The 26,151-nt window shown below is 69.5% G+C and carries 31 protein-coding genes; 4 read left to right on the plus strand and 27 right to left on the minus strand.

The window, feature by feature from the left end:
* Positions 1–29: 29 nt before the first annotated feature.
* On the plus strand, positions 30–248 hold the full coding sequence (locus AB8619_RS15895; protein ID WP_436793611.1) for an antitoxin: 219 nt from the start codon (positions 30–32) through the stop codon (positions 246–248).
* Positions 249–251: 3 nt separating this feature from the next.
* On the opposite strand, the gene tsaD is transcribed toward AB8619_RS15895, so the two are convergent.
* Genes tsaD through AB8619_RS15940 form a run of 9 tightly spaced genes read right to left on the minus strand, consistent with a single transcriptional unit; the run spans position 252 to position 10,219 of the window.
* On the minus strand, positions 252–1,262 hold the full coding sequence (tsaD, locus tag AB8619_RS15900; protein WP_436793612.1) for a tRNA (adenosine(37)-N6)-threonylcarbamoyltransferase complex transferase subunit TsaD: 1,011 nt from the start codon (positions 1,260–1,262) through the stop codon (positions 252–254).
* Positions 1,262–1,864: a ribosomal protein S18-alanine N-acetyltransferase gene (rimI, locus tag AB8619_RS15905; RefSeq protein WP_436793613.1), complete on the minus strand. Its 603-nt coding sequence runs from the start codon at positions 1,862–1,864 to the stop codon at positions 1,262–1,264. The genes tsaD and rimI overlap by 1 nt, the downstream gene beginning before the upstream one ends.
* A 5-nt stretch (positions 1,865–1,869) precedes the next feature.
* Positions 1,870–2,571 carry a tRNA (adenosine(37)-N6)-threonylcarbamoyltransferase complex dimerization subunit type 1 TsaB gene (gene tsaB / locus AB8619_RS15910; RefSeq protein WP_436793614.1) on the minus strand — a complete coding sequence of 234 codons (702 nt, stop codon included), beginning with the start codon at positions 2,569–2,571 and terminating at the stop codon, positions 1,870–1,872.
* Positions 2,572–3,057 (minus strand): tRNA (adenosine(37)-N6)-threonylcarbamoyltransferase complex ATPase subunit type 1 TsaE, encoded by a 486-nt coding sequence (gene tsaE, locus AB8619_RS15915; RefSeq protein ID WP_436793615.1) that lies wholly within the window; start codon positions 3,055–3,057, stop codon positions 2,572–2,574.
* An 11-nt stretch (positions 3,058–3,068) separates the two neighbouring features.
* Entirely contained in the window at positions 3,069–3,929 is an 861-nt protein-coding gene (locus tag AB8619_RS15920; protein WP_436793616.1) for a P1 family peptidase, read from the minus strand.
* Positions 3,926–5,038, minus strand: a complete 1,113-nt coding sequence (alr, locus tag AB8619_RS15925; RefSeq protein WP_436793617.1) for an alanine racemase — start codon at positions 5,036–5,038, stop codon at positions 3,926–3,928. The genes AB8619_RS15920 and alr overlap by 4 nt, the downstream gene beginning before the upstream one ends.
* Positions 5,035–6,393 carry an NAD(P)H-hydrate dehydratase gene (locus AB8619_RS15930; protein WP_436793618.1) on the minus strand — a complete coding sequence of 453 codons (1,359 nt, stop codon included), beginning with the start codon at positions 6,391–6,393 and terminating at the stop codon, positions 5,035–5,037. The genes alr and AB8619_RS15930 overlap by 4 nt, the downstream gene beginning before the upstream one ends.
* The gene (locus tag AB8619_RS15935) at positions 6,390–6,785 is read right to left on the minus strand and encodes a holo-ACP synthase (protein WP_436793619.1); all 396 of its coding nucleotides are present in this window, start codon (positions 6,783–6,785) and stop codon (positions 6,390–6,392) included. The genes AB8619_RS15930 and AB8619_RS15935 overlap by 4 nt, the downstream gene beginning before the upstream one ends.
* Positions 6,782–10,219, minus strand: coding sequence for an SIS domain-containing protein (locus tag AB8619_RS15940; protein WP_436793620.1), 3,438 nt, complete (start codon positions 10,217–10,219; stop codon positions 6,782–6,784). The genes AB8619_RS15935 and AB8619_RS15940 overlap by 4 nt, the downstream gene beginning before the upstream one ends.
* Before the next feature lie 133 nt (positions 10,220–10,352).
* On the opposite strand from AB8619_RS15940, the gene AB8619_RS15945 reads away from it, so the two are divergent.
* Complete coding sequence (locus AB8619_RS15945) at positions 10,353–12,797, plus strand: penicillin acylase family protein (RefSeq protein WP_436793621.1); 2,445 nt, start codon at positions 10,353–10,355, stop codon at positions 12,795–12,797.
* 3 nt (positions 12,798–12,800) lie between these two features.
* Here AB8619_RS15945 and glmM read toward each other — a convergent pair whose 3' ends face one another.
* From glmM to rplM, 3 genes are read right to left on the minus strand one after another with little or no spacing between them, the layout of a single operon-like run.
* Positions 12,801–14,153, minus strand: a complete 1,353-nt coding sequence (glmM, locus tag AB8619_RS15950; protein ID WP_436793622.1) for a phosphoglucosamine mutase — start codon at positions 14,151–14,153, stop codon at positions 12,801–12,803.
* Between the two features lie 13 nt (positions 14,154–14,166).
* Positions 14,167–14,562 (minus strand): 30S ribosomal protein S9, encoded by a 396-nt coding sequence (gene rpsI / locus AB8619_RS15955; protein ID WP_436793623.1) that lies wholly within the window; start codon positions 14,560–14,562, stop codon positions 14,167–14,169.
* An 11-nt stretch (positions 14,563–14,573) separates the two neighbouring features.
* Positions 14,574–15,029: a 50S ribosomal protein L13 gene (rplM, locus tag AB8619_RS15960; RefSeq protein ID WP_436793624.1), complete on the minus strand. Its 456-nt coding sequence runs from the start codon at positions 15,027–15,029 to the stop codon at positions 14,574–14,576.
* 136 nt (positions 15,030–15,165) lie between these two features.
* Here rplM and selD point away from each other — a divergent pair, with 136 nt between their 5' ends.
* A complete protein-coding gene (gene selD / locus AB8619_RS15965) occupies positions 15,166–16,218 on the plus strand; it encodes a selenide, water dikinase SelD (RefSeq protein WP_436793625.1) in 1,053 nt (350 codons plus the stop codon).
* Positions 16,219–16,323: 105 nt separating this feature from the next.
* Here the strand turns inward: selD and truA are convergent, their stop codons facing one another.
* From truA to AB8619_RS16020, 11 genes are all read right to left on the minus strand, one after another.
* On the minus strand, positions 16,324–17,064 hold the full coding sequence (truA, locus tag AB8619_RS15970) for a tRNA pseudouridine(38-40) synthase TruA (RefSeq protein WP_436793626.1): 741 nt from the start codon (positions 17,062–17,064) through the stop codon (positions 16,324–16,326).
* Between the two features lie 146 nt (positions 17,065–17,210).
* The gene (gene rplQ, locus AB8619_RS15975; protein ID WP_436793627.1) at positions 17,211–17,564 is read right to left on the minus strand and encodes a 50S ribosomal protein L17; all 354 of its coding nucleotides are present in this window, start codon (positions 17,562–17,564) and stop codon (positions 17,211–17,213) included.
* 24 nt (positions 17,565–17,588) lie between these two features.
* Positions 17,589–18,527 carry a DNA-directed RNA polymerase subunit alpha gene (locus tag AB8619_RS15980; protein ID WP_436793628.1) on the minus strand — a complete coding sequence of 313 codons (939 nt, stop codon included), beginning with the start codon at positions 18,525–18,527 and terminating at the stop codon, positions 17,589–17,591.
* Positions 18,528–18,578: 51 nt separating this feature from the next.
* Positions 18,579–19,196 (minus strand): 30S ribosomal protein S4, encoded by a 618-nt coding sequence (gene rpsD, locus AB8619_RS15985; protein ID WP_436793629.1) that lies wholly within the window; start codon positions 19,194–19,196, stop codon positions 18,579–18,581.
* 10 nt (positions 19,197–19,206) lie between these two features.
* Positions 19,207–19,599: a 30S ribosomal protein S11 gene (gene rpsK, locus AB8619_RS15990; protein WP_436793630.1), complete on the minus strand. Its 393-nt coding sequence runs from the start codon at positions 19,597–19,599 to the stop codon at positions 19,207–19,209.
* The gene (gene rpsM / locus AB8619_RS15995; RefSeq protein WP_436793631.1) at positions 19,599–19,976 is read right to left on the minus strand and encodes a 30S ribosomal protein S13; all 378 of its coding nucleotides are present in this window, start codon (positions 19,974–19,976) and stop codon (positions 19,599–19,601) included. Before rpsM ends, rpsK begins: the two co-directional genes overlap by 1 nt.
* A gap of 17 nt (positions 19,977–19,993) precedes the next feature.
* Positions 19,994–20,107 (minus strand): 50S ribosomal protein L36, encoded by a 114-nt coding sequence (rpmJ, locus tag AB8619_RS16000; protein WP_436793632.1) that lies wholly within the window; start codon positions 20,105–20,107, stop codon positions 19,994–19,996.
* Positions 20,108–20,156: 49 nt separating this feature from the next.
* On the minus strand, positions 20,157–20,381 hold the full coding sequence (infA, locus tag AB8619_RS16005; protein WP_436796398.1) for a translation initiation factor IF-1: 225 nt from the start codon (positions 20,379–20,381) through the stop codon (positions 20,157–20,159).
* A 222-nt stretch (positions 20,382–20,603) separates the two neighbouring features.
* Positions 20,604–20,942, minus strand: coding sequence for a DUF952 domain-containing protein (locus tag AB8619_RS16010; protein ID WP_436793633.1), 339 nt, complete (start codon positions 20,940–20,942; stop codon positions 20,604–20,606).
* Entirely contained in the window at positions 20,939–21,685 is a 747-nt protein-coding gene (gene map / locus AB8619_RS16015; RefSeq protein ID WP_436793634.1) for a type I methionyl aminopeptidase, read from the minus strand. Before map ends, AB8619_RS16010 begins: the two co-directional genes overlap by 4 nt.
* Before the next feature lie 14 nt (positions 21,686–21,699).
* Positions 21,700–22,359: an adenylate kinase gene (locus tag AB8619_RS16020; RefSeq protein WP_436793635.1), complete on the minus strand. Its 660-nt coding sequence runs from the start codon at positions 22,357–22,359 to the stop codon at positions 21,700–21,702.
* Between the two features lie 175 nt (positions 22,360–22,534).
* Between AB8619_RS16020 and AB8619_RS16025 the strand changes: the two genes are divergently transcribed.
* Entirely contained in the window at positions 22,535–23,455 is a 921-nt protein-coding gene (locus AB8619_RS16025) for a type IV toxin-antitoxin system AbiEi family antitoxin domain-containing protein (protein ID WP_436793636.1), read from the plus strand.
* Between the two features lie 18 nt (positions 23,456–23,473).
* Here AB8619_RS16025 and secY read toward each other — a convergent pair whose 3' ends face one another.
* The 4 genes from secY to rpsE are packed head-to-tail and all read right to left on the minus strand — an operon-like array spanning position 23,474 to position 26,148.
* Positions 23,474–24,817 (minus strand): preprotein translocase subunit SecY, encoded by a 1,344-nt coding sequence (secY, locus tag AB8619_RS16030; RefSeq protein ID WP_436793637.1) that lies wholly within the window; start codon positions 24,815–24,817, stop codon positions 23,474–23,476.
* A gap of 22 nt (positions 24,818–24,839) precedes the next feature.
* The gene (rplO, locus tag AB8619_RS16035) at positions 24,840–25,331 is read right to left on the minus strand and encodes a 50S ribosomal protein L15 (protein WP_436793638.1); all 492 of its coding nucleotides are present in this window, start codon (positions 25,329–25,331) and stop codon (positions 24,840–24,842) included.
* On the minus strand, positions 25,331–25,525 hold the full coding sequence (gene rpmD / locus AB8619_RS16040; RefSeq protein ID WP_436793639.1) for a 50S ribosomal protein L30: 195 nt from the start codon (positions 25,523–25,525) through the stop codon (positions 25,331–25,333). The genes rplO and rpmD overlap by 1 nt, the downstream gene beginning before the upstream one ends.
* Positions 25,522–26,148, minus strand: a complete 627-nt coding sequence (gene rpsE / locus AB8619_RS16045; RefSeq protein WP_436793640.1) for a 30S ribosomal protein S5 — start codon at positions 26,146–26,148, stop codon at positions 25,522–25,524. The genes rpmD and rpsE overlap by 4 nt, the downstream gene beginning before the upstream one ends.
* Positions 26,149–26,151 lie beyond the last annotated feature (3 nt).

Raw genomic sequence — 26,151 nt, forward strand, 5'->3', positions numbered from 1 at the left:
GTCACAACACCTGCGACAGAAGGAGTCCCATGGGACTGTTCGACAAGCTGAAGAAGAACGCTGACAAGGCCAAGGGCCTCGCGGAGAAGAACGCCGACAAGATCGCCGACGGCGTCGACAAGGCCACCGACATGGTCGACAAGAAGACCAAGGGCAAGTTCAGCGGCCATCTCGACAAGGTCGACGACGCTGCGGAGAAGTTCGCGAAGAAGGCCGGCGACGGCGACACGCCGACCGAGGCCCAGTAGGGCTCAGACGGGAAGCGAGAGGTTGGGGTCGGCCCCGGTGTCGAGCGGCGAATCGCCGTCGCGCTGGAGCGACCACCAACCCGACGCCGCGACCATCGCGGCGTTGTCGGTGCAGTTCGCCCGTTCGGGCAGGTAGGCGGCGAGGCCGTCTGCCTCGCACACGTCGAGGATCACCTCGCGCAGGCGCGAGTTGGCCGCCACGCCGCCACCGATCGCGATGCCCTTGGCCCCGGTGTCGGCGGCAGCACGACGGGTCTTGGTGACCAGGACGTCGACCACGGCCTCCTGGAACGACGCCGCGACGTCTTCGGTGGTCGCGTCGGGGTTCTTCCGGGCGTGGTTGACCACGGCGGTCTTCAGCCCGGAGAACGAGAAGTCATAGGGCCGATCCGCCACCGCACGAGGGAACCGGATGGCCGTGCCGTCGCCGTCCATCGCGAGGCGGTCGATGACCGGGCCGCCGGGATACCCGAGTCCGAGATAGCGGGCGACCTTGTCGTACGCCTCGCCCGCGGCGTCGTCGATGGTGCCACCGAGCACCTGGTAACGGCCGTGGTCCTCCCAGTGGACGATCATCGTGTGGCCACCGGAGACCAGCAGCACGACGACGGGGAGTTCGAAGCTGGGATCCTCGAGCATGGCCGCGTACAGGTGGGCCTCGAGGTGGTTGACGGCGACGAACGGAACGTCCCAGACGAGCGCAAGCGCCTTGGCCGCCGAGACCCCGACCAGTAACGACCCGACGAGGCCGGGACCCGACGTGCAGGCGACCGCGTCGATGTCGTCGGCCGACACGCCGGCCTGGACCATGGCTTCGGCCAGCACCGGGTTGAGCATCTCGACGTGGGCACGCGAGGCGATCTCGGGCACCACACCGCCATAGCGAGCGTGGAGGTCGATCTGCGACGAGATCACCGAGGACAGCACGGTGCGCCCGTCGCGGACCACGGCGGCGGCGGTCTCGTCGCACGAGCTCTCGATCCCGAGGACGGTGTGGGCGTCGGGGAAGCGCATCAGTCGTGGTCTCCGGTCTCGGCCGAGGGAAGGGCAGCTTCGATCTCGAAGAGCCGGGCTCGGTACTCGGGTGTGTCGATGTCGTTGGCCCACATGATGAGAGCGTCCTCGTGCGCGCCCTCCGGCAGCGGGGTCCCGCCGGCATCGGCACGCGATCGCGGGTCGGCCGGCGGGTAGTACGCCTTGCGCACGCCAGCCGGGACGAACCCGAACCGGCGATAGAGGCCCTGGGCGGCCTCGTTCGACACGCGGACCTCGAGGGTCAGCGCCTCGGCGCCCTCGGCCAGCGCCCGGCGGGCGAGCTCGAGCACCAACCGTGTGGCGATCGCCTTGCGGCGATGCGACCGGTCGACGCCGACGTTGGTGATGTGCCCGTCGCCGGCGACGAGCATCAGCCCGGCGAACCCGACGAGGTCGGTACCGGATCGGGCAACCAGGTACACCCGCGACTCGCGGTAGCGCAGCTCGGAGGCGAACAGGTTCAACGACCAGGGCCGCGGGTTCACCGCCTGCTCGATGCGCACGACACCACGGAGGTGGCGACGCCGCATCGGCTCGATCTCGATCGGCAGGTGCTCGGTGCGGGGCGCTGGGCGTTCCATCACCATCATCCCGATCCGTCCCGCGTGGCCCAGTTGATCTCGGCGTCGGGTGGCCGGAGGTACAGGGGTTCGAGCTCCCACGGCTGCACGAAGTCCTCGCGGAGCGCCCGGGCGTGGGCCAACTGCACCAGGGATGCCGCATTGGGATGCGCCAGGTACTGCTCGGCGACCTCGACACGGACCATGTCGGCCCACTCGTCGGCATAGCGCAACGCTCCGTCGCCGACCACGAGGTACTCGTTGTCGCTGGCCTGCAGCTCTGCCCGCAACTCCTGCGGCGACGACACCTCGGGCCCGGCGATGCGCTGGACGCCTCCCGGGGTCGGGCGGTACCGGGCGTGGAAGACCTCGCCCCGACGGGCATCGACCACGGCCACGATCTCGCGGGTCGTGTGCCGGACCGGCCAGGCCAACAGGTCGAGGCTCGAGATCCCCACCATCGGGACCCGCAACGCGTGGGCCATGGCCTTGGCCGCGGCGATCCCGACCCGTAGGCCGGTGAAGAGTCCGGGCCCGATGTCGACCGCGATCACCGAGAGCTCGCTGAGCTCGATCCGGGCCTGCTTGCGCACGAAGTCGATCGACGGCACCAGGTTCTCTGCGTGGCGCTTGCCGCGGGCCGAGTGCGCCGACGCGAGCACGCCTTCGTGCCCGCCGATGGCGCAGCCGACCTGTTGGGTCGCCGTGGTCACACCGAGGATGAGCACCTAGGCCACCGCCCACTTCTCGAGGGCCTCGGCCAACGACCGCTCACGCGCTGACCACCGGCTCCCGACGCAGCGGAAGTCGAGCTCGCGGTCGTCGTCGCCCTCGCCGTAGGTGAAGCGGACCTCGAGGTAGTCGGCCGGCATCGCGGTCGCGATCGCGTCGCCCCACTCGATGACGAGGACGCCACCGCTGTCGAGCAGTTCGGCCACGCCGACGTCCTGCATCTCGGACAGCCGTTCGAGGCGGTACACGTCGAGGTGGTGGAGGGCCACTCGCCCCTCGTAGTGCCGAGCGAGCGTGAACGTCGGGCTGGTGATCTGTTCGTCGATCCCGAGCGCGACGCCGAGCCCCTGAGTGAACGCGGTCTTGCCCGCACCCAGCTCGCCGGCGAGCAACAAGACGTCGCCCGGGCCGACGAGGTCGGCGACACCCGCAGCGAGGGCGCGCGTGGCGTCGACACCGTCGGTACGCGCGCGAAGACCCATGGGTCCGGAGACTACTGCCGGCCCTCGTCCACGACGATGGACGGCAGCGACGCGATCGCCTCCTCGACCGCAGCGATCGCCATGGTGCGCACGAGGCCGACCTCGCAGTCGACCTGCCCCGTGGCGGCGACCACGAAGGCGTCGCCGTCGGCTGAGGTGTGGCTCGGGGCAACGGCCCGTGCGAGCCCGTCGTGCGCCGACTGTGCGGCGAGGTGACACCCGACCTTGTCGAGCGCGGCATTGGTGGCCACGACCCCGATGGTCGTGTTCTGGAAGGCGTCACCGGTCGTGCCGTCGAGGACCTCGGCAGGGGTCGCCCCCGGCTCGCCGAAGGCGTTCACGGCGACGAGTGCCGACACGACGACGTCGCCGGCTCGCACCGTCGCCGACACGAGCGCGCCCGGCCGACGGTGGTCCGGCCCGCGCCACTTCGCGACGGTCGCGCCTGTTCCGGCCCCCACGGCGCCCAGCAACGGCGGGACGGTCGTCGCCGACTCGGTCGCGGATCTCCCTGCTGCTGCAGTGGGCCGCACCGACCCGTCTCCCACGGCAAGGTCGAACAGTCCCATCGCGACCACGATCGGCACGGGTCCACCCACCGTCTCGAATCCCTGGCCCCGCTCGGCCAGCACGGCCATCACGCCATCGGCTGCCGCGAGGCCGAAGGCCGATCCGCCCGTCAGCACGACGGCGTCGAGACGCTGGACCATCTTCGTGGGATCGAGGAGGGCGAACTCGCGGGTCGCTGGCGCACCACCACGGACCTCCCCCGACGCCACGGTTCCTTCGGGGAACAGGACCACGGTGCAGCCGGTCATGGCATCGGCATCGGTCCAGTGTCCGACCCGGATGCCCTCGATCTCGGTGATCATCGGTGGCGCCGTTCGACCCGGGCCGAGATGTCGCAGACGACCTCGTACCCGATGGTGTCGAGCAGCGCTGCCATCTCGTCGGCCGTGATCGCCTCGTCGCCCTGGCCGCCGATGAGCACGACCTCGTCGCCCACGGCCACGTCGGCGTGCGGACCGCAGTCGACCACCAGTTGGTCCATGGTGACGACACCGACGATCGGGCACCGCCGTCCGCCGATCAACACGGGACCGCCGACCAGGCCGAGACGGCGGCGGACGCCGTCGGCGTACCCGACCGGGATCGTCGCGACCACGGTGTCGGCCTCGAACGTGTGGCGATGCCCGTACGACACCGACTCGCCCGCCGACACCCGCTTCACGTGACGGACCGTCGTGGACCAGCGGAGCGCGGGGACCAGGTCGACCGCCCCGGCCAGCGCCGGGGCCGGAGCGATCCCGTAGAGCGCGATGCCGACCCGCACCAGGTCGTGGCGGGACCGCGGGTGGGCGATGGTCGCTGCCGAGTTGGCGGCGTGGCGGATCCCCGGATCGATACCCGCCGCCTCGAGCGCCCCCACGGCGTCGTCGAAGCGATCCAGTTGTTGCTCGGTCGTGGTCCGGTCGGGCTCGTCCGCGCACGCCAGGTGCGTCATCGTCCCGGCCAGGTCGACGCCCGGGGCACCGACGATCCGGCGGGCGAGGTCGAGCGCTTCGGCGGGTTCGCACCCGACCCTACGCATGCCCGTGTCGATCTTGAGGTGGAGCGCCACCATGGGTGCCCCGATCGCCATTGCTCTCTCGGAGATGGCGTCGACCAGCGCCGCTCGGTAGACGACGAGGTGTAGGCGCATGGCCACGGCTGCATCGATCTCGTCGGTCGCCAACTCGCTCAACACGAGGATCGGCGCGTCGATGCCCTCGGATCGGAGCACTCGGGCCTCGTCGACCTGCGCGACGCCGAGCCACGTCGCCCCGGCGTCGAGCGCCGCGCGGGCCACCTGCACACTGCCGTGCCCGTATCCGTCGGCCTTCACGACCGCGCACAGCGACGCGCCGTCGGCCACCGAGTCGAGCCTCCGGACGTTGGCCATGATCGCGGCGAGGTCGACGGTCGCGACCGAGGCGCTCACGAGCGGCCCCCGATCGCGGCCAGGGCCTCGGGGAGGTGGTCGATCACATCGGACGCGATCGCGCCCACCACAGGAGCGAACGTTCCCGCAGTGGCGTGGACATGGGCCCCGACCGCGGCGGCATCGAAACCGTCGAGTCCGGCGGCGAGCATCGCAGCCACGACGCCGGTGAGGACGTCGCCGGTCCCGGCCGTCGCGAGGCGCGCGTCGCCCCGGTCGACGAGGCGCAGCGCTCCGTTCGGCGCGGCGATGACGGTCGTCGGTCCCTTGAGCAGCACCGTGACGCCTGCGCGGACGGCGAGCTCCTGTGCGGGGCTCATGCGATCGTCGCCGGGACGGGCGCCGGTGAGACGTTCGAACTCGCCGTCGTGGGGCGTCAACACGGTCGGGGCCGCTCGGCCGGCCAACACGTCGGCGACGTCGGTGCCGAGCGCCGTGAGCCCGTCGCCGTCGATCACCACCGGCTTCCGCGTCCGGCCGACGAAGAGCCGGACCTGGTGTCGGGTCACCATGGAGTGGCCCAGTCCCGGCCCGATCGCCACAGCGTGGAATCGCTCGTGGTCGTCGAGGAGGGTCTCGGCCCATGCCCGCTCGTCGACCGCGGTGCTCACGGCCTCGACCGGGCCGACCGACTCGTCCACCCCGGGAGCGGCCACCCGGACCATGCCGGCTCCCGCGCGTTGTGCGGCGGCGGCGGCCATCGATGCCGCACCGGTCATCCCCGGACTCCCGGCGACGACCAGGACGGCCTGTCGCCACTTGTGGGCGGACACGTCCCGCGCCGGAAGGAGGGCTCGGCTGCCGGCGTCGTCCACGAGATCGATCGTCGACCGCTGCACGTCGAGACCGATGTCGGCGACGCGGACGATGCCGGCGTAGCGGGGCCCGTCGCCCATGACCAGGCCCGGCTTGTACGCCCCGAACGTGATCGTCTCGTCGGCCCGCATCGGCTGCCCCATCGCTCGGCCGGTGTCGCCGTGCACGCCGGACGGGATGTCGACGGCGAGCACCGCGGCGTCACCGGGGTCGGGGGCGAAGAAGTCGCGTGTGCATCCGGTCCCGACGGCGGCGTCGATCACCAGGTCGCAGTCGGGCAGCACCGCTGGTGCGGTCGCCAGATCGATCTCGGTGACGCGCACGCCACGGCGCGCCAGCACGCGGCCGGCGACACGACCATCGGCCCCGTTGTTTCCCGTGCCGTGCAGGACCACGACTCGACGGCCGTACGATCCGCCCATCATCGATCGTGCCGCGTGGGCGGTGGCCCGGCCCGCTCGATCGATGAGCACGTCGACCGAGTCGTCTGCCTCGGCGTCGATCGCCGCCATCTCGGCGACGCGCACGACCGGCTTCATCGATCGACACCGACGGTCGATGCGCTGGCGACGACGAACGCTCCGGCCGATGTGGCCGTGTGCGTGAGGCTGATCTGCCACGCCCCGATCCGCCGCTCCCCCGCCAACGCGAGCGCGCTGCCGTAGACGCCCAGGTCGGGGCGGCCGCTCTCGTCGCGCAGCACCTCCACGTCGTGGAAGCCGAAGGCCCCGAGGCCGACGCCCATGGCCTTCATCACCGCTTCCTTCGCCGCGAACCGGACCGCGAAGCGCTCCGTCGGATCGCTGGCCGACAGCGCATAGGCCCGTTCGCCCTCGGTGAACATCCGGTCGATCATCGACGGTGTCCGCTGGAGCGAGACCCGGAACCTCTCGACGTCGACGAGGTCGATCCCGACCCCGATGACGGTCATGCCCGCCAGCGGTCGGCCAACGTGCCCACGGGGAGCGTGAGCAGGTCGACGACCGGGATCTCCGCCAACAAGTCGTCGCGGAAGCTCGGCTCGGTCTCGGTCACGGCATCGCGGATGGCGGCCAGTCGGCGGCGGTACCCGGCCAACACACCGCGTGCGGTCGATGCCGGGAGCGACTCGACGAACTGCACGTGGAGCAGCGTGATGCCGGTGGTCTCGTTGTCCTTGACCTCGGGAACGATGACGATCGAGCGACCGTCGCTGCGGCCCCGCCCGACCAGGACCAACTGCTCGGTCGCGACCTGGTGCTTCGTACCCCGGAGCACGGGGTTCGCCTCGGTCCGCAGCGGCAGGTCGAGGGCGATGCCCGATCGGTCGACGACCGTGATCGTGGCGCCGCCGTCGATGTCGAGGTTCCCCTCGATGCGATAGCGGGTGTGCCCGACCACCGAGTCGATCGCGGGTGAGACGTCGGCGAGCGTCCGGAGCGTGGCGTAGGTGAGCCGGTCGCGTGCGGCGCCGGCGTCGAGCACGGACCGGACGAGCGGCACCTCGAGCAGCGACTCGTCGGTTCGCGAGATGCCGACGGTGACGGTCTTGGCCTGGTGCTTGATGGCGTCGATCGGGCGGGTCAGCTCGTCGATGCCGCGCGTGAGCGCCGCCGTGAGGTCCTCGACGAGGACCGACGGCGTGCCGACCTTCCCGTGATCGAGTTGGTAGGCGCCGAGGGGGACCGCGCCCGAGGCGTAGCGCAGGAGGTTCGCGATCCGAACGGCGGTCGAGGCCTCGAGGTGACCGTCGTACTGCTGCGCCCGGAGCCCGTCGAAGAAGCGCTGGACCGGTTCGGTGCTCGCCCGTCGCAGGGATGCGAGCACGTGCTCACCCTCTCGGGGTCCGTCCTCGAGCGCCTCCTCGATGGCGGCACGGACCTGCTTGAGCGGGAGCGCCTGTGCGTCGATGGCGAGCGCGGCCTCGTAGCCGAAGAGGTGCCCCACCATCGTCGCCAGGACGAACGCCAGCATCGGGTGGGTCTCGGGGACGTGGAGCACGGCGAGCACGCTCGCGAACCGACCCTCGCCTTCGGTGGCGATCACGATCGGCGCAGCCTTGTGCGCCCGGTAGATCGCGACCTCCTTGGCGACGTCGTCGACGTTGGACCCGGTGAGCCCGGCGGCGCAGACGAGGATCAGCGGCTCGGACGAGAGGTCGATGTGCTTCTTGTCCTCGGTCGCGTCGCAGGCGATCGACTTGTAACAGAGCTCGGAGAGCTTGATGCGCAGTTCCTCGGCGGCGATGCGGTTCGTGCCGTTGCCGACGATGGCCCAGTAGCGACGCGACGGGCACCACTCGTGCGCCGCCTCGGCGATGGCGGGCCGGGTCGTCAGGGTCTCGACCATCGCCTCGGGGAGGTCACGGATCGCCCGCAGCAAAGCCTGGTCGGGCGACTCGCCCCACTGCTCGGCGATGGCGAGGGCGAGCAGGTAGCCCGCGGCGATCTGGGCGTAGAACGCCTTGGTCGAGGGAACGGCCATCTCCACGTCGCGCCCGTCCGACGTGTAGAGCACCCCGTCGGCCCGATCGGTGAGGTCGGAGCCGCGGCGGTTCACGATGGCGATGACCGATGCACCGCGCGACCGCACGAGGTCGACGGTGCGGTTGGTGTCGGTGGTCGTCCCCGACTGGCTGATCGCGACGATCAGCGTGTCGGACATGTCCTGACGGAGCCGGAACCCGGACAGCTCGGTCGCGGGGATGGCCTCGACCTGGACCTCGTGGCGGTCGGCCGCATCCTCGACCAACGCCACGAACCCGCGGCTGGCGATGTGTGCCGTTCCCTGCCCGATGGCCAGGATCCGCCGGATCGACCCGGAGGTGAGGGCCTCGCGGATGGCGCTCGGGAGCGAGTCGTCGGGCAGGACGACTCGGAGATCGTCGCCGTCGTCGCCACCCACGAGGCGACCACGCAACGTCTTGCGGAAGCTGACGGGCGACTCCGTCACCTCCTTGAGCAGGAAGTGCGGGAAGTCGCCGCGGTCGATGTCCCGGGTGGTGATCTCGGCCGTCACGACGTCGTCGTCCGACACCGGGATCGGCGTGCCGTCGTAGGCGATGCGCTCGATGCCCTCGAGCGTCCCGGCGCGATCGCCGTCGAGCAGCAGGATCTGCCCGCGACTGGCGTTCGGGTTGTCGGGGTTGGCCGGGGTCTCGCCGTCCATCCGCAGGTAGCGCGAGGTCTCCTCGACCAGCCCGTACGGCTCGGACGCGACGACGAATGCGTCGCCGGCGAGTCCCACGTACAGGGCCTGGCCCGAACCACGCAGGGCGAGCATCAGCGCATTCGGTCGGTCGGCTGCGGTGGCCGCGATGGCGACCGAGCCCTCGAACGAGGCCACCGACGCGCGGAACGCCTCGAGATGGTCGTCGCCGGCCACGAGGCGGCGTGACACCAACGTCGGGATGACCTTGGCATCGGTCGTGATCTCGGGCCAGATGCTCAGCCCGTTGCCGGCCTTGAGGTCGGCGAAGTTGTCGACGTCACCGTTGAGCGCCGCCGCGACGAACGGGCCGTCCTGGCGTGTGCTCTCCCACGAATCGAGCGGGTGTGCGTTGGCCTCGGAGATGATGCCGACGCTGGCCCAACGGGTGTGGCCGAGCACGACGGCCTGGGCGCGCTCGCCACTGAGCGCGAGCCGCAGGAGGCCGTCGGCGCCGATGGCGGCGCGGAGTGCCGCGGTGTTGTCGCCCAACTCGCCGATCTCAGCCGCCGCCTTGTAGGCGAACGCGAGCGCCGGCGAACCGTCGGCGTCGACGACCCGGACCGCGCCCGAGCGCAGCAGTTCGTCATCGGCGCGACCGCGCAGGAGACCGGTCACGGCGGCATCGCCGGCGTCGAGGTCGTGATCGCGCACCAGCACGAGCAACCCGGCCGAGTCGCGGCCGCGTACCTCGAGACGGTCGATGGCCCGCAGCGCCTGTTCGATCTGCGTGCAGGCCTCGACGGCCGACCAGCCGACGTCGCGTCCGACCAGGGTGGCCACACCGTCGGCGGTGCCGATCCGATCCCGGTCGATCGCCCACACCGCGTCCTTGCACCGGACGGCGGCGGCGTTGCGGGCCTCGGTCCCGTCGTCGACGACGAGCGCGTCCAACGCACCATCGAGGTCGTCGATCAGGCCGGCGAGCGTCGCGACGAGCCCGCGGACGCGGGCCGCACCCACCTGGTCGGTCAACAGGAACCGCACGCCCCGAGGGCCGTGCAGCGCGTCGGCCACGGCTTCGAGCGACTCGGCGGCGTCGGCCATCGGCCCCGGCGCGGGTTCGGCGACCGCGTCGCGCAGCGCATCGACGGCGCGATCCAGGTGATCGGCGAGCGGCCCGGAGTCCAGGTCGACGCGATCGACGGGGCGACGCAGGACGGCGATGATTCCGCACATAGCCCTCCAGTCTGGCCCGTGGGTCGTCACACGCGTCGCTGCCCGGCGCGGTCCGATCGGATCGTCCGCCACCCGATGTCCGTTTCGCGCCACCCGATGCGCACCAGCGTCCCGCTGGTTACGGTCCGCCACCATGCGGATCCGCTCCAGGTCTCTCGTCGCAGTCGTCTGCGTGGCGCTCGTCGCCGCCTCGTGTTCATCGGGGGACGACTCGACCGACGGCACCATCCCCGACGACGGGGTATCGACCGGCGACGGCACCTACGAGGCCGAGATCGTCCGCACGACCGACGGCGTGCCCCACATCACCGGGGCAACGCTCGACGACGTCACCTTCGGACAGGGGTGGGCGTCGGCCGAGGACCGCTCGTGCGACCTCGTCGACCAGATCCTGCGGATCCGGGGCGATCGGGCGAGCATCTTCGGGGCCGGGGACGACGACGAGCACCTGACCTCCGACCTGCAGTGGCGGACCATCGGCATCTTCGAGCGGGCAGCGAAGGACTTCACCCAGGAGTCGCCCGATGTCCAGGCCCTGATGACGTCGTTCACCGCCGGCTGGAACGGCTACCTCGACGACGTCGGCGTGGACGGAATCGCTGGTTGGTGTTCGGGCGAGGACTGGGTCCGGCCGGTCGAGGCCGCCGAGGTCTACGCCTACGCACGAGCGATCGCCCTCCAGGCGTCGAGTGGTGCCGTGGCCGGGTTCCTCGTGGGCGCCGAGCCCCCGGGGGCGGAGTCTGCGGACGACGGGTCCGACGAAGGTGCGCTGCCGGCGTTCGACCTGCCGACCGAGACCGCGAGCAACGGCTGGGCGATCGGCGCCGACCGGAGTGCGGACGGCGGTGGGCTCCTCCTCGGCAACCCCCACTTCCCCTGGGAGGGCGCGCTGCGGTTCTGGGAGGTCCACCTGACCATCCCCGGCGAACTCAACATCTACGGCTCGCAGCTCTCGGGCCTGCCGGGCATCGGGATCGGGTTCACCGAGCGGTTCGCCTGGACCCACACCGTGTCGGCCGGCAACCGCTTCACCGGCTACACCCTCGACCTCGTGCCCGGTTCGCCGACGACCTACGTCTACGGCGACGAGGAGCGCGAGATGGAGACCGACGCGATCGACGTCGAGGTGTTGGGCGACGACGGCGAGATGACGACCGAGACCCGGACCGTCTACCGGACCCACTACGGACCGGTGCTCGACATCCCGGGCCTCGGCTGGTCCGAGACCAGAGCCGTCACCTACCGCGACGCCAACCTCGACAACGACGAGTTCCTCGATCAGTACCTGGCGATGAACCGAGCCGACGACCTCGACGAGTTCATCGCCGCCCACGAGGAGAACAGCGGCGTGCCGCTGTTCAACACCATCGCGGTCAGCGACGACGGACGCGCCTGGTACGCCGACACGTCGGCCACGCCGAACCTGTCGGACGAGACGATCGCCGGCTGGCTCGATGCCAGGGAGAACGACCTGATCGTGGGCATCGCCGACGACCAGGGCTTCGTCCTGCTCGACGGCTCCGACCCCGCCAACGAGTGGGTCGAGGCCGAGGGCGCTCGCGATCCGGGACTGGTCCCGTTCGCCGACATGCCCATGACCGAGCGGGCCGACGTGGTCTTCAACGCCAACGACAGCTTCTGGGTCTCGCACCCGAGTGACTTCCTCCGTGGCGGCTACAGCCCGCTGCACGGAGAGCAGGACACCGAGCAGTCGCCCCGCACCCGGCAGAACGCGACCGCACTCGGAGGAGAGACCACCTTCGACATCGACTCGCTCCGCGACCTGGCGCTCGAGAACGTCGGGGCCACCCAACGATTCCTGCGCGACGACCTCGTGACCCGTTGTCGGACCAACCCGACGGTCGAGGTCGCCGACGACCCGAGCGACGAACGACGACCCGTCGCCGACGGTCCGGTCGACCTCACCGAGGCCTGCGACGTGCTCGAGGCGTGGGACGGCACCTACGACCTCGACGCGGTCGGCCCGCACGTCTGGCGCGAGTGGGTGGGCGGTGTCGACCGCAGCGCCGTGTACGACACGCCCTTCGACGCCACCGACCCGATCGGGACTCCGACCGGGCTCGCCCTCGCCGCCGAGTCCGGTGGGGCCGATCCCGCGCTCGAACAACTCGGCGTTGCGGTGCTGACGCTGGAACGGGCAGGCATCCCGCTCGACCGTCCGTGGGGCGAGATCCAGTACGCCGACCGAGGCGGGAAGCGGGTCCCGATCCACGGTGGCGACGACCGCGACGGGACGACCAACATCGTCCGAGACGGTGGCACCGACACCCTCGAGGTCCTCCCTGACCAGGGAGAACGTGTCTCACCGTCGTCCGGCCTCCGACCGGGCGGCTACCACGTGGCCGGCGGGTCGAGCTTCGTCCTCGCCGTCGGCTACTCCCCCGACGGACCGCCCGAGGCCTACGCGTTCCTCACCTACTCGAACTCGCAGGATCGCGACAGCGACGTCTTCGCCGCCGCCACCGAACGCTTCTCGGCCAAGGACTGGCGCAAGGTCGCGTTCTCCACCGACGACATCGAGGCGACCGAGCTCAGCCGGCGCACGGTGCGAGGCTGAGCCTCAGCTGGCGCCCCACACGGCATCGGCCAACGCCTCGGCCTCGGCCTGGGCCTGTTCCTCGGTGGGGGCTTCGACCATCACCCGGATGAGCGGCTCGGTTCCCGATGCCCGCACCAGCACCCGGCCGTGCGACCCGAGACGGTGCTCGGCGGCGGCGATGTCCTCGGCCAGGGCATCGAGCAGCCCGTCGCGACGCTCGTCGAGGCGGACGTTGAGGAGCACCTGGGGCAACGAGGTCATCGCATCGTCGGCCAGGTCGGCCAGCGAACGGCCGCTGCGCGACATCACGTCGAGAACCGACAGTGCGCTGCGCAGGCCGTCTCCGGTCGTCGAGACATCGGTCTGGATGATGTGGCCAGACTGCTCGCCACCGAGGACGGCGCCCGTCTCGGCGAGACGCTCGAGCACGTAGCGATCGCCCACCTGCGTCGTCTCGACGTGGATGCCGTGGCGCTCCATCCCCTGCCGGAACCCGAGGTTCGACATGACGGTGGCCACGACCGCGTCGTGGGGCAACAGACCCCGCTCCTTGCGGTCGATCGCCAGGATCGCCAGGAGGTGGTCGCCGTCGACCACGTGGCCCTTGGCGTCGACGGCCACGAGGCGATCGGCGTCGCCGTCGAGGGCCAGTCCCACGTCGGCGCCGGCATCGCGCACGATGCGCGCCATCACGTGCGGCGCCGTCGATCCCGCGTCGGTGTTGATGTTGACGCCGTCGGGCTCCGCATGGGCGACCACGACGCGGGCACCAGTGGCGCGCACCACGTCCGGAGCGAGCATCGATGCCGCGCCGTGGGCGCAGTCGAGCACCACCGAGATCCCTGCGAACGACTCGCTGAGGATCGACGCAGCGAGCGAGTCGACGTAGGACGTCGCCAGCTCATCGCTGGCGACTTCGATCACGCCGACGTCGTCACCGTCGGGGCGACCACGCTCCACGTCGGTGAGCACGTCGTGGAGTTCTCGCTCGAGGCGCTGCTCGACCTCGTCGCGCAGCTTGCGCCCACCGGCGGCGAACAGCTTGATCCCGTTGTCGGGGTACGGGTTGTGCGACGCCGAGATCATGGCGCCGGGGATCGACGCCACCACCGACCCGTGGGCCACGAGCGGCGTGGGCACCACACCGAGCAACGTCACGTCGACGCCCTGGGACGCGAAACCAGCGGCCAGCGCGGCCTCGAGCAGCGTCCCCGAGACCCGGGTGTCACGACCGATCAGGACCCGTCGATCGTCGAGCGACTCGCCGTCGTCGACCAGTACACGCGCCGAAGCTCGCCCCAATGCCAGGGCGAGCTCCGGAGTCAGTTCTGTGTTGGCGACGCCTCGGACGCCGTCGGTGCCGAACTTCAGCACGCTGGGGAAGCCCCTAGCGCTTGGAGTACTGCGGAGCCTTGCGGGCCTTCTTGAGGCCGTACTTCTTGGACTCCTTCTTGCGGGGATCGCGGCGCAGGAGACCTTCGTGCTTGAGTTCGCCACGGCGCTCGGGGTCGAGCTCGACGAGCGCACGGGCGAGACCGAGGCTCATGGCGCCGGCCTGACCGGTCACGCCGCCACCCTCGATGCCGGCGTCGACGTCGTAGTGCTCGGTCGCCTCGGCGACCACGAGCGGGGCCAAGGCCAGCGAACGCTGCGCCTCGGTCGGGAAGTACTCGGTCACGTCCTTGCCGTTGATGGTGACCTTGCCAGTGCCGGGGCGGAGCCGGATACGAGCAACGGCCCGCTTGCGACGACCGGTGGACTGGATGAGGGGCTTGGTGCTCACGGGTGCTTCCTTCAGCTCACCCGCGCCTTGGCGCGGGCGTCGATCTCGAGTTGCTTGGGCTTCTGGGCCTGATGCGGATGCGTGGGGCTGGCGTAGACCTGCAGCTTCGTCAGCATCTGGGCGCCCAGACGGTTCTTGGGCAGCATGCCCTTGATGGTGCGGCGCACGGCCTCGGCCGGCTTGCGCTGCATGGCCTCGGCGTAGCTCTGGCTCTTGATGCCACCGGGGAAGCCCGAGTGGCGCCAGACCTGCTTGCGCTCGGCCTTGTTGGAGGTCAGCACGACCTTGTCGGCGTTGATCACGATGACGTGGTCGCCGCAGTCCATGTTCGGCGTGAACATGGCCTTGTGCTTGCCGCGCAGGACCCGGGCGACCTCGGTTGCGAGACGGCCGAGGACCATGCCCTCGGCGTCGATGACCCACCACTCACGGGTGATCTCGCTGGCTTTCGGTGTGTACGTGCGCACGGATGCGACCTGACTTTCGAGACGGTGTGCGGAAGTGTTCCGTGGGCGCGGACGCCCACAAGCACGATCGACAACTCTACGTCGGTTCTGTGGTAGGCGCCAACCTGAGCTGCTCGGGTCGATAGCGTCGGGGCGAATGAGCAAGCCACCGCGCCTCACGGCGTTCTCTCACGGCGCCGGCTGAGCGTGCAAGCTCGCCCCTGGCGAGTTGGCGCACGTCGTGCGTCGTTTAGCACCTCCTGGTGATCCGAACCTCCTGGTCGGGGCCCAGACCGGCGACGATGCCGCCGTCTGGCGCCTCTCGGACGAACGCGCCCTGGTGGTCACCGCCGACTTCATCACGCCGGTCGTCGACGACGCCCGGTCGTGGGGACGCGTCGCCGCGGCCAACGCCGTGTCCGACGTCTACGCCATGGGCGGGACGCCGCTCCTCGCGCTCAACCTGGTCGGCTGGAACGTCGACGAGTTGCCGATCGACCTGCTCGGCGATGTGCTCGAGGGCGGAGCGTCGATCGCGGCCGAGGGCGGGTTCGTCGTCGCCGGCGGCCACACCGTCGACGACCCCGAACCCAAGTACGGCATGGCGGTCGTCGGCGAGGTGCACCCCGACGAGGTGATGACCAACGCCGGGCTCCGGCCGGGCGACGTCCTCGTCCTCACCAAGCCGCTCGGCGCCGGCATCGCCACGACGGCGATCAAGCGGGACCTCGCCTCGGACCAACTGCTGTCCGACGTCGTCGCGTCGATGACCCGCCTCAACGCCGAGGCGGCCACGGCGGCACGGGCCGCCGGGGCGACGGGCTGCACCGACGTGACCGGCTTCGGCCTGCTCGGCCACCTCTCGCGCATGTGTCGCGAGTCCGGCGTCGACGTGGATCTCGACGTCGGCGCGATCCCGATCCTCGACGGTGTCCGCGATCTCCTGGCCGACGGGGTCGTGCCGGGCGGGTCGCAGCGCAACCTCACCGACGTTTCCGACCACCTCGACCGAGGCGCACACCGCGACGACGTCGCGCTGCTCCTCGCTGACGCCCAGACCAGTGGCGGCCTGATCTTCGGCGCCACCGACGACGCCGCCGCCGATGCGGCCGTGGCCACCCTCACCGCGAGCGGACACACCGCCGCCGTCGTCGGCCGGGTCACGACGACCGGCGAGCGCGACGCCGAAGGCCGCATCACCCTCCGCTGACCCCCCACTCCCCCTCCGTTCTGGTGACCAGACGAGACCACCAGGTGACGCCGTTGTTCACCAGAACGAGGACTGGGCGTGGTCGTGGTGCGGTTCTGGCGACCCTCAGTCCGGGTAGCCGACTTCCCAGAGGCTGAGACCGTGGGGCGGGGCGACGGGGCCGGCAGCGGCGCGGTCTCGGGCGTCGATGATGCCCATGATGTCGCCGGGCGTCTTCCTGCCCTGGCCGGCCTCGACGAGGGTGCCGACGATCGATCGCACCATCTGGTGACAGAACGAGGTCGCCTTGATCCAGAACCGGAGCGTGCCGTCGGCCTCGACCTCCCACCGGGCGTCGAGGACGTCGCGCGTCGTCGGTGCGTCGGTCCCGTCGGCGCGGGTGTTGCGTCGACAGAAGGAGGCGAAGTCGTGGGTCCCGAGCAGCGGGTCGCACGCCAGACGGAGTCGGTCGAGCGACAACGGTTCGCGCACCTGCCAGGCCGTCGTCGTCGAGAACGGGTCGGGTACCGGCGAGTTGTGGATCGTGTAGCGGTAGCGGCGGAACGTCGCGTCGAAGCGCGCCGAGAAGTCGTTGTCGACGACGCGCGCGTCACGTACGGCGATCGACGGCCCACACAGGCCGTTCAACGAGCGGACCAACGCATCGAGGTCGACGCCCTCGGTCGTGGCGAAGTCGACCACCTGGCCGTGAGCGTGGACGCCCTTGTCGGTCCGGCCGGCGCAGGTGAGGTCGACCGGATGACGAAGGACCCGTTCGAGGCCCTCGAGCAACGATCCGCCGACGGTCGAGACCCCGGGGTTCACGGCGAACCCGTGGAACTTGGTGCCGTCGTACGCGACGGTCATGCGTACCCGTGTCAACGGGGGGCGCGGCGCGTCGATCATGTCATCGGGATCGAAGAGTGTCAGCGACGTCGGCACAGACCGGTGAGCCTGCCAGAACGCGAAACGACCCGGGCGAACCCGGGCCGTTCCGTCAGAACTGGATCGATCTAGACGAGCTCGATGCGAGCCATCGGCGCGTTGTCGCCGTGGCGGGGACCGAGCTTGAGGATGCGGGTGTAGCCACCCGGACGGTCCACGTAGCGCGGGCCGACGTCGGTCATCAGCTTGTGGGTCATCTCCTCGTCGCGGAGGAAGGCCACGATCTGGCGGTGGTTGTGCAGTCCGCCCTTCTTGGCCTTGGTGATGATCTTCTCGGCCACCGGACGGATCGCCTTGGCCTTGGCCTCGGTGGTCACGATGGACTCCGCGGCGACGAGGCTGGCGACCAGGTTGCCGAACATGGCCTTCTGGTGGCTGGCGCTACCGCCGAATCGCTTGCCCTTGCGGGGACGTGCTGGCATCAGTTTCTCCGTGTGTTCTCAGGCTCAGCCGCGGATACGCAGCGTGAGGCCGCGCTCATCAAGCTTCTCGACGACCTCGTCGAGAGACTTCTGACCGAAGTTGGTGATGGCGAGCAGGTCGTCCTCGGACTTGTCGAGGAGTTCTCCGATGGAGTTGACCTGCGCACGCTTGAGGCAGTTGCGGGGACGCTCGGACAGTTCGAGGTCCTCGATGGGCTGGTCGAGATCGGACGGGCCGGAGCCCACCGTGGCGACCTCGCCGAGCTCGAGGCCCTGGGGCTCCTCGCTCATGTCGGCGATGAGGCCGACGAGGCTCCGCAGGGTGTCGCCGGCCGAGGCCAGGGCGTCTGCGGGGCTGATCGAACCGTCGGTCTGGATGTCGATGACCAGACGGTCGTAGTTGGTGTCCTGCTCGACGCGGGTCGGCTCGACGCTGAACGTCGCCTTGCGCACCGGCGAGAAGATGGAGTCGACCGGGATGACCCCGATGGTGTCGCTCGACTTGTTGCGCTCGGCCGAGACGTAGCCACGACCCTGCGCGACGGTGACGTCGATCGCCAGGCGGCCGCTGCCGTTCATCGTCGCGATCTGGAGATCCGGGTTGAGGATCTCGACGTCGGCGTTCTCGGACAGGTCCGAGCCCTTGACGATCGCCGGGCCGCTGATGTCGAGGCGGAGCGTGACCGGATCGTCGCTGTGGCAGACCACGACGAGATCCTTGAGGTTCAAGATGATGTCGGTGACGTCTTCGACGACGCCGCCGATGGTGTCGAACTCGTGGAGCGCCTCGTCGAAGCGGACCTGGGTGACGGCCGCGCCAGGGATCGACGACAGCAGCACACGCCGGAGCGAGTTGCCGATGGTGTGGCCGAAGCCAGGCTCGAGCGGAGTGATGGCGAACCGCTGACGGTTGCCCTCTTCGTCACCGATGGGCTCGACGGTGGGGCGTTGGATGACCAGCATGGAGAGGAGTACCTCGGTCGGTCGGATGTGGAGCGGAAGGAGAGAGAGGGATTACTTGGAGTACAGCTCGACGATGAGCTGCTCGCGCACGGGCACGTCGATCTGCTCGCGCTCGGGGAAGGCACGAACGGTGACGGCGTTGCCTTCGTCACCGGTCTCGAGCCAACCGGGTGCCTGGCGATCGAGGACGTCCTTGTTCCAGACGACGGTGACCATGTCGCGGCTCTTGGCCTTGAGGGACACCTTGTCGCTGACACGGACGCGGTAGCTGGGGATGTTGACCCGCTTGCCGTTGACCTCGATGTGGCCATGGTTCACGAACTGGCGAGCCTGGGCCCGCGTGGCGGCGAGGCCGGCGCGGTACACGACGTTGTCGAGACGGCGCTCGAGCAGCTGGAGCATGAGCTCGCCGGTGACGCCCTTGCGGCGGTTCGCCTCCTCGTAGAGGTTGCGGAACTGCTTCTCGGAGAGGCCGTAGCTGAAACGAGCCTTCTGCTTCTCCTGGAGCTGCATGAGGTACTCGGAGGGCTGTCCGCGACGCCGGCCGCGGCCGTGCTCGCCGGGCGGGTACGGACGCTTGTCCAGCGCCTTGGTCTCGGCCATGGTGCCGAAGATGTTGATGCCCAGGCGTCGGGAGACGCGAGCGCGGGGTCCGGTGTATCGAGCCATAGCAGCTACCTCAGGTCCGGCGCCGCTTGGGCGGGCGGCAGCCGTTGTGCGGGACAGGAGTGACGTCCTTGATGCCGGACACTTCGATGCCGGCGTTCTGGATGGAGCGGATCGCGGTCTCACGTCCGGAGCCGGGGCCCTTGACCTGGACCTCGACGCGGCGGACGCCATGCTCCATGGCGCCGCGGGCGGCCTTCTCAGCCGCCATCTGTGCGGCGTACGGGGTCGACTTGCGCGAGCCCTTGAAGCCGACGTTGCCAGCCGATGCCCACGACAGGACGTTGCCGCCGGGATCGGTGATGGCGATGATCGTGTTGTTGAAGGACGACTTGATGTGGGCGATGCCCACGGAGACGTTCTTGCGTTCCTTCTTGCGAGGCCGACGGCCAGCGGGAGTTGCCATTACTTCTTGACCTTCTTCTTGCCGGCGACGGTCTTCTTCGGGCCCTTGCGGGTCCGGGCGTTGGTGTGGGTGCGCTGACCACGGACGGGGAGGCCCTTGCGGTGCCGGACGCCCTGGTAGCAACCGATCTCGATCTTGCGCTTGATGTTCTGCTGGACCTCGCGGCGGAGGTCGCCCTCGACCTCGATGTTCTCGTCGATCCAGTCGCGGATCTTGGCGACCTCGGAGTCGGTGAGATCACGAACTCGGGTGGACGGGTCGATGCCGACCTCGTCACAGATGCGGGCTGCTGTGGTGTTGCCGATCCCGAAGAGATAGGTCAAGGAGATGACCAGTCGCTTCTCTCGGGGAATGTCGACGCCTTGGATACGTGCCATCGTCTGTTTTCGGCTCCTCAGCCCTGGCGCTGCTTGTGACGGGGGTTCGTGCACAGGACCATGACGCGGCCGTGCCGGCGGATGACCTGGCACTTCTCGCACATGGCCTTGACACTCGGTCGGACCTTCATGGGTGGATCTCTTCTGTCGTGTTTCTGGAAGCGGAGTTCTTGCGACTGCTCAGCGGTACCGGAACGTGATCCGGCCTCGGCTGAGGTCGTAGGGGGTGAGTTCGACCTGGACCCGGTCGCCGGGGAGGATGCGGATGTAGTGCATGCGCATCTTTCCGGAGATGTGGGCGAGGACCTCGTGACCGTTCTCGAGTTCGACCTTGAACATGGCGTTCGGAAGGCTCTCGAGGACCGTGCCTTCGAGGACGATCGCATCTTCCTTGGGCTTTGCCAGCGTGCTACTCCCCCGGGCGTGGGCGATTGGATGGACACGGCGATTCAGAGACAGGCGCGCCTGCCTCTGAGCCGAAGGAACATCCTATGACAGCGCGCGTGCGGCTGCCAACCCGAGTCCGCGCCGCGCACGGTCTCGGACGCGCCGGGCGCCGTCGTTGCCCGACATGATGGCGCATCCGCGGGCGTCGTGGGCGGATATCGGCCATCCGACCCGGAAAAGTCATCTCCGCGCCGCGGCCGCCTCGATCGACACCACGTCGACGACGGCATCGACCGGGATCGGCCCGTAGACGTGGGGGAACTCGACCCCCGTACCGGAGAGGTCCTCGACCCGCACTTCGGCGTCGACGCGGCCGGGGTCGACGACGAGGACCACCACGTCGTCACGGCCGGCGTAGTAGCGCTCGGCGGTCGCCACGACCTGGTCGGGGAAGGAACAGTGGATGAAGCCCTCCTCGGCCAGTGAGACCCCGATGGTCGAACGGTCGTAGGCCTCGCCGGACGCCACCGCGGCATCCCACTCGGATCGGAGGGCCAGGTGGAGGATCGGCCCGCTCACGGGAGGGTCAGGATCTGGGGGCCGTCGTCGGTGATGGCGATCGAGTGCTCCCAGTGGACCGCCCGAGCGCCGTCGGCGGTCACGACCGTCCAGCCGTCGTCGAGCTCGACCACGGTGGGATCGCCGGCGACGACCATCGGTTCGACCGCGAGGACCATGCCCGACTTGAGGGTGCGGCCCTTGCCCGGCCGGCCGTGATTGGGGACGTCGGGCGCTTCGTGCATCGCCCGTCCGATCCCGTGCCCCGTGTACTCGCGCAACACGTTGCAGCCGCCGGCGACGGCGACGGACTCGGTCGCGTGGCCGATGTCGCCGATGGTGTTGCCGACGACCATGACCTCGATCGCGGCCTCGAGCGAGCGCCGGCCGGTCTCGATCAGCGTCGCGTCGGCCTCGCTGATCTCGCCGACGCCCATGGTGAACGCGGCGTCGCCGTGCCAGCCGTCGACGACGGCCCCACAGTCGATCGAGATGACGTCGCCCTCCTCGAGCGTCCGACCACCGGGGATCCCGTGCACCACCTCGTCGTTGACACTGGCGCAGATCACGGCCGGGAACCCGTGATACCCGAGGAAGTTCGACGTCGCGCCACGGCGATCGAGCACGTCCCGGGCCAGGCGGTCGAGCTGCGCGGTCGTCACGCCGGGGCGGATGGCCTCGCGGCACACCGAGTGCATCTCGGCCACGACGCTGCCGGCGCGGCGCATCACGGCCACCTCTTCGGGTGCGCGCCGGAACACCATGTCAGATCATCCGATCAGGTACGAGCGCTCTCGATGGCGCGCACGAGACGAGCGGTGACCTCGTCGGCATCGCCATCGCCGTCGACCACCATCAGGAGGTCTCGCTTGCGGTACCAGTCGACGAGAGGCGCCGTCTCCTCCTCGTAGAGGTCGAGCCGACGCTGGATCGCGTCCTCGGTGTCGTCGTCGCGCTGGATGACCTCGCCACCGCAGTGGTCGCAGGTCCAGTTGTGCTTGGGCGGCGTGTCGACCGAGTAGTTCGCTCCGCAGTCGACGCACACACGACGGCTGGCGAGGCGGCGCAGGACGACGTCGGTGGGGACGTCGAGGTCGACCACCATGTCGAGGGGCTGGTGCGCGGTGATCTCGGCGAGCGTCTCGGCCTGCTCCTCGGTCCGGGGGAACCCGTCGAGGATGTATCCACGCTGGCGGGTGTCGTCCTTGAGGAGCCGTTCCTCGACGATGCCGATGATCACGTCGTCGGGGAGCAGCTCGCCGGCCGACATGTACTCCTGCGCCTTGCGACCGAACTCGGTGCCTTCCTTGACCGCGGCACGCAGCATGTCGCCGGTGCTGATGTGCGGAACCACGAAATGGCGCGACAAGCGGGTGCACTGGGTGCCCTTGCCGGCACCCTGCCGGCCGAGCATCACGAGTCGAGCGCCGGGAATCATGGTCCGCAGACACTATCCGCCACAGTTTCGCCCCGTCGAAAAGCCACCACTCACCCCGAAAATCCCGGGGCTGACGCACACCAGGTGTGAGCGAGGGACGGGAGAAGCGACTGTCGGTGGGGTGAGCGTACGATCGAGACCGCGGCTTCCCCCACTGCTCCACCGGGGAGACGTCATGTCCGAGGTCCTGGCCCGAACCGCGCCGTGGCTGGCCCGCCAACACGCCTTGATCACGGCGGCGCAGCTGCGAGTGCTCGGCGTCCATCCACAACAGGTGCAGCGACTCGTGAAGCGGGGGATCTGGGAACGGATCGACGTCGGCCTCTATGGCCCCGTCGGTGTGCCCATGACGTGGCGACGACGCCTCATGGCCGCGACGCTGCTGGGCCCGGACGGCACCCTGGTTTCCCATCGTGCCGCCGCCCACCTCGATGGGCTCGGAGGGTTCTACGATCCCCGCCCGGAGGTGTCGATCCCGGTCGGGACCTCCCTCCGCCGACCCGACGTGATCGTGCACGAGTCACACGACCTCCATTTGGCAACGCCGCGGTGCATCGACGGCATACCGACGACGGGACGTCTCCGGCTCGCCGTCGACCTCGGATCGGTCGTCTCCTTCGGCCGCTTCACCCACACGATCCGAGAGTTGCGCCACGGCCACGGCGTGTCGACGGAGGACCTGATCCGGACCTACGCAGCCCACTCGGAGCGAGGACGGAACGGATGCGGGGCGCTGCGCGACTGGATCGACCGCTACGCCGGCATCAGCGGCCTTTCGGAGTCCGGCATCGAACTCCTGGTTCTCGACGCGATCATCGACGCGCAGCTCCCGACACCGGTGCGCCAGCACTGGGTGGAAGCGCAGGGGTCGCGCTACCGCCTCGACCTCGCCTACCCGGGAGTTCGTCTGGCGATCGAGGTCGACGGCGGCCAACACCGGGACCCCGACGTCGCCCGGTCTGACGCGGCACGTACCGCGCGGCTCGAGGCATCCGGGTGGACCGTGGTTCGCATCCGGTCGTGGGAGCTGACGACGGATCTGCCGAAGGCCCTGGCCACGATCGCTTCTGCCGTTCGTGGCTCACACCTGGTGTGAGCCAGCAACGAGATTTTCCTAGTTGAGGAAGCCTTCGTAGTTGCGCATCATCAGCTGCGAGTCGATCTGCTTCATCATCTCGAGCATGACGCCCACGGCGATGAGGACCGAGATGCCGCCGAAGGGGAAGTTGTTGATGTCGGCGGTCGCCAGCAAGATCGACGGCAACAGCGCGATCATCGCCACGAACAGGGCGCCGGGCAGCGTGATCCGGTTGAGGATCCTGCCCAGGTAGCGCTCGGTCTGCGGGCCGGGACGGATGCCGGGGATGTAGCCACCCTGCTTGCGGATGGTGTCGGCCTGCTGCGCGGGGTCGAACTGGATCGCCGTGTAGAAGTAGGCGAAGCCGACGATGAGCAGGCCGTAGACGAGGATGTAGACGATCGAGTCGGGCTGGACCAGGTTGTTGTTGACCCACTCCTGGACGCTGACCGCCCATCCCTGGTCGGCGGGGAGGATGTTGGTCAGCAACAGCGGCAGGTAGAGCACCGAGCTGGCGAAGATGACCGGGATCACGCCGGACTGGTTGACCTTGAGCGGGATGTACGTCGACTGGCCACCGGTCATCCGGTTGCCGACGACTCGCTTGGAGAACTGGACCGGGATCCGACGCTGGCCGAGCTCGACGAAGACGATGGCGACCATGATCGCCACGGCGAGGGCGAGGAGCGGGACCAGCAGTCCGAGGCCACGCTCGGCGTTGATCTGCGCACCGGCGACCGGGAAGCTCGAGACGACCGAGGCGAAGATGAGCAACGACATGCCGTTGCCGATGCCGCGCTGGGTGATGAGCTCGCCCATCCACATCAGCAAGGCGGTGCCGGCGGTGAGCGTGAGCACCACGATCAGGATGCGGCCGGTGTTGAAGTTCTCGTCACCACCGAAGAGGTCGATGCCGAGGTCGACACCCTGGCCGCCGCCGAGGAGACCGCCGCCACCGTTGTGGAACAAGAAGGCGAGACCGGTCGACTGCAGCAGTGCGATGGCGACCGTGAGGTAGCGCGTCCACTGCGTGATCTTGCGCTGGCCGACGGCGCCCTGCTGTTGCCACTGCTCGAGGCGAGGGATCACCACGGTCAGGATCTGCATGATGATCGAGCTCGTGATGTACGGCATGATCCCCAGCGCGAACAGCGCGAACTGGGTGAGCGCTCCGCCGGAGAACAGCGTGAGGAAGCCGAGGACGCCAGCGCCCTCTTCCGCCTGTTCCTTGAGGTTCTGCACGGCGTCGAGGTCGATCCCCGGTGCGGGGATCGCCGATCCCGCCCGGTACAGGGCGATGATGAAGACGACGAAGAGCAGCTTCTTGCGGAGGTCCGGGATCGACGCGACCCGAGACAGTGACTTCAGGCTCTGGAACACGGGTTCCTCGACAGGGGGTCGGTCAGCGGTTCGTGAACTGGTTGCCCTTGGCCGGCGGACGCCGGTCTCCCCACGGGAGGGGCAGGGTCTCGACAGTACCGCCGGCGGCGGTGATGGCCGCTTCGGCCGACTTCGAGAACTTGTGTGCCTTCACGTTCATGGCCGAGGTGATCTCGCCCCGACCCAGGATCTTGACGAGCGCCTTCTTGCGCACGAGACCGAGGTCGTGGAGCGCTTCGGGAGACACGTCGGAGAGACCGGCCTCCTGGAGCGTGTCGAGGTTGATCGCCTGGTACTCGATCCGGAACGGGTTGTTGAAGCCACGGCGCTTGGGCACGCGCATGTAGAGGGGCATCTGGCCACCCTCGAAACCGAGACGGACCGTGTTGCGGGCCTTCTGGCCCTTGGTGCCGCGGCCTGCGGTCTTGCCGCCCTTGCCACCGGTGCCACGGCCGACGCGCTTGCGCGCACGGTTGGCGCCGTCGTTGGGCTTGAGGTCGTGGAGCTTGTACATCAGGCTTCTCCGGAGACGGATTCTTCGACCGTGATCAGGTGCGGGACCCGGGCGATCATGCCGCGGATCTCGGGACGGTCGGGAAGGGTGTTCGACTGGCCGATGCCGCGGAGTCCGAGGGCACGCAGGGTGCCACGAGTCTTGGGCTTGGTGCCGATGGCCGACTTGATCTGAGTGACGATGAGCTCGCTCATGACCCTGCTCCAGAAGACACGGCCCCGGCACGGCCACGAGCCTTCTCGGACTCGTTGTAGGCGTTGAGCAGGCCCTTGGGCACGAACGTGTCGGCCGGGATGCCGCGGAGGCGGGCGATCTCGTCCGGACGGCGCTGCGACTTGAGGCCGTTGATGGTGGCTCGAGCCACGTTGATGTGGTTGGCCGACCCGAGCGACTTGCAGAGCACGTCGTGGACACCGGCCTCTTCGAGGATGATGCGGGCGGCGCCGCCGGCGATGACGCCGGTACCGGGCGCTGCCGGCTTGAGCATGACGCGACCGGCGCCGAGCTCGCCCACGACCGGGTGCACGATGGTGTCACCGGCGAGGGGGACCTCGAACAGGTTGCGGCGAGCCTCTTCGGTGCCCTTCTGGATGGCGAGGGGCACCTCCTTGGCCTTGCCGTAGCCGAGCCCGACACGGCCGTTGCCGTCGCCGATCACCACGAGAGCGGTGAAGCTGAAGCGACGGCCGCCCTTGACGACCTTCGCCACGCGGTTGATGTTGATGACCCGCGACTCCCGGAGGGTCGCGTCGCCCGACTGGCGGGGGTTCGCCTGGGGCTCGTCGCGGCGGCCGCGACCTCGTTGTTCATTTGCCATGCG

Source organism: Actinospongiicola halichondriae, assembly GCF_049103745.1.
GTDB classification, from domain to species: Bacteria; Actinomycetota; Acidimicrobiia; order Acidimicrobiales; family Salinilacustritrichaceae; genus Salinilacustrithrix; species Salinilacustrithrix halichondriae.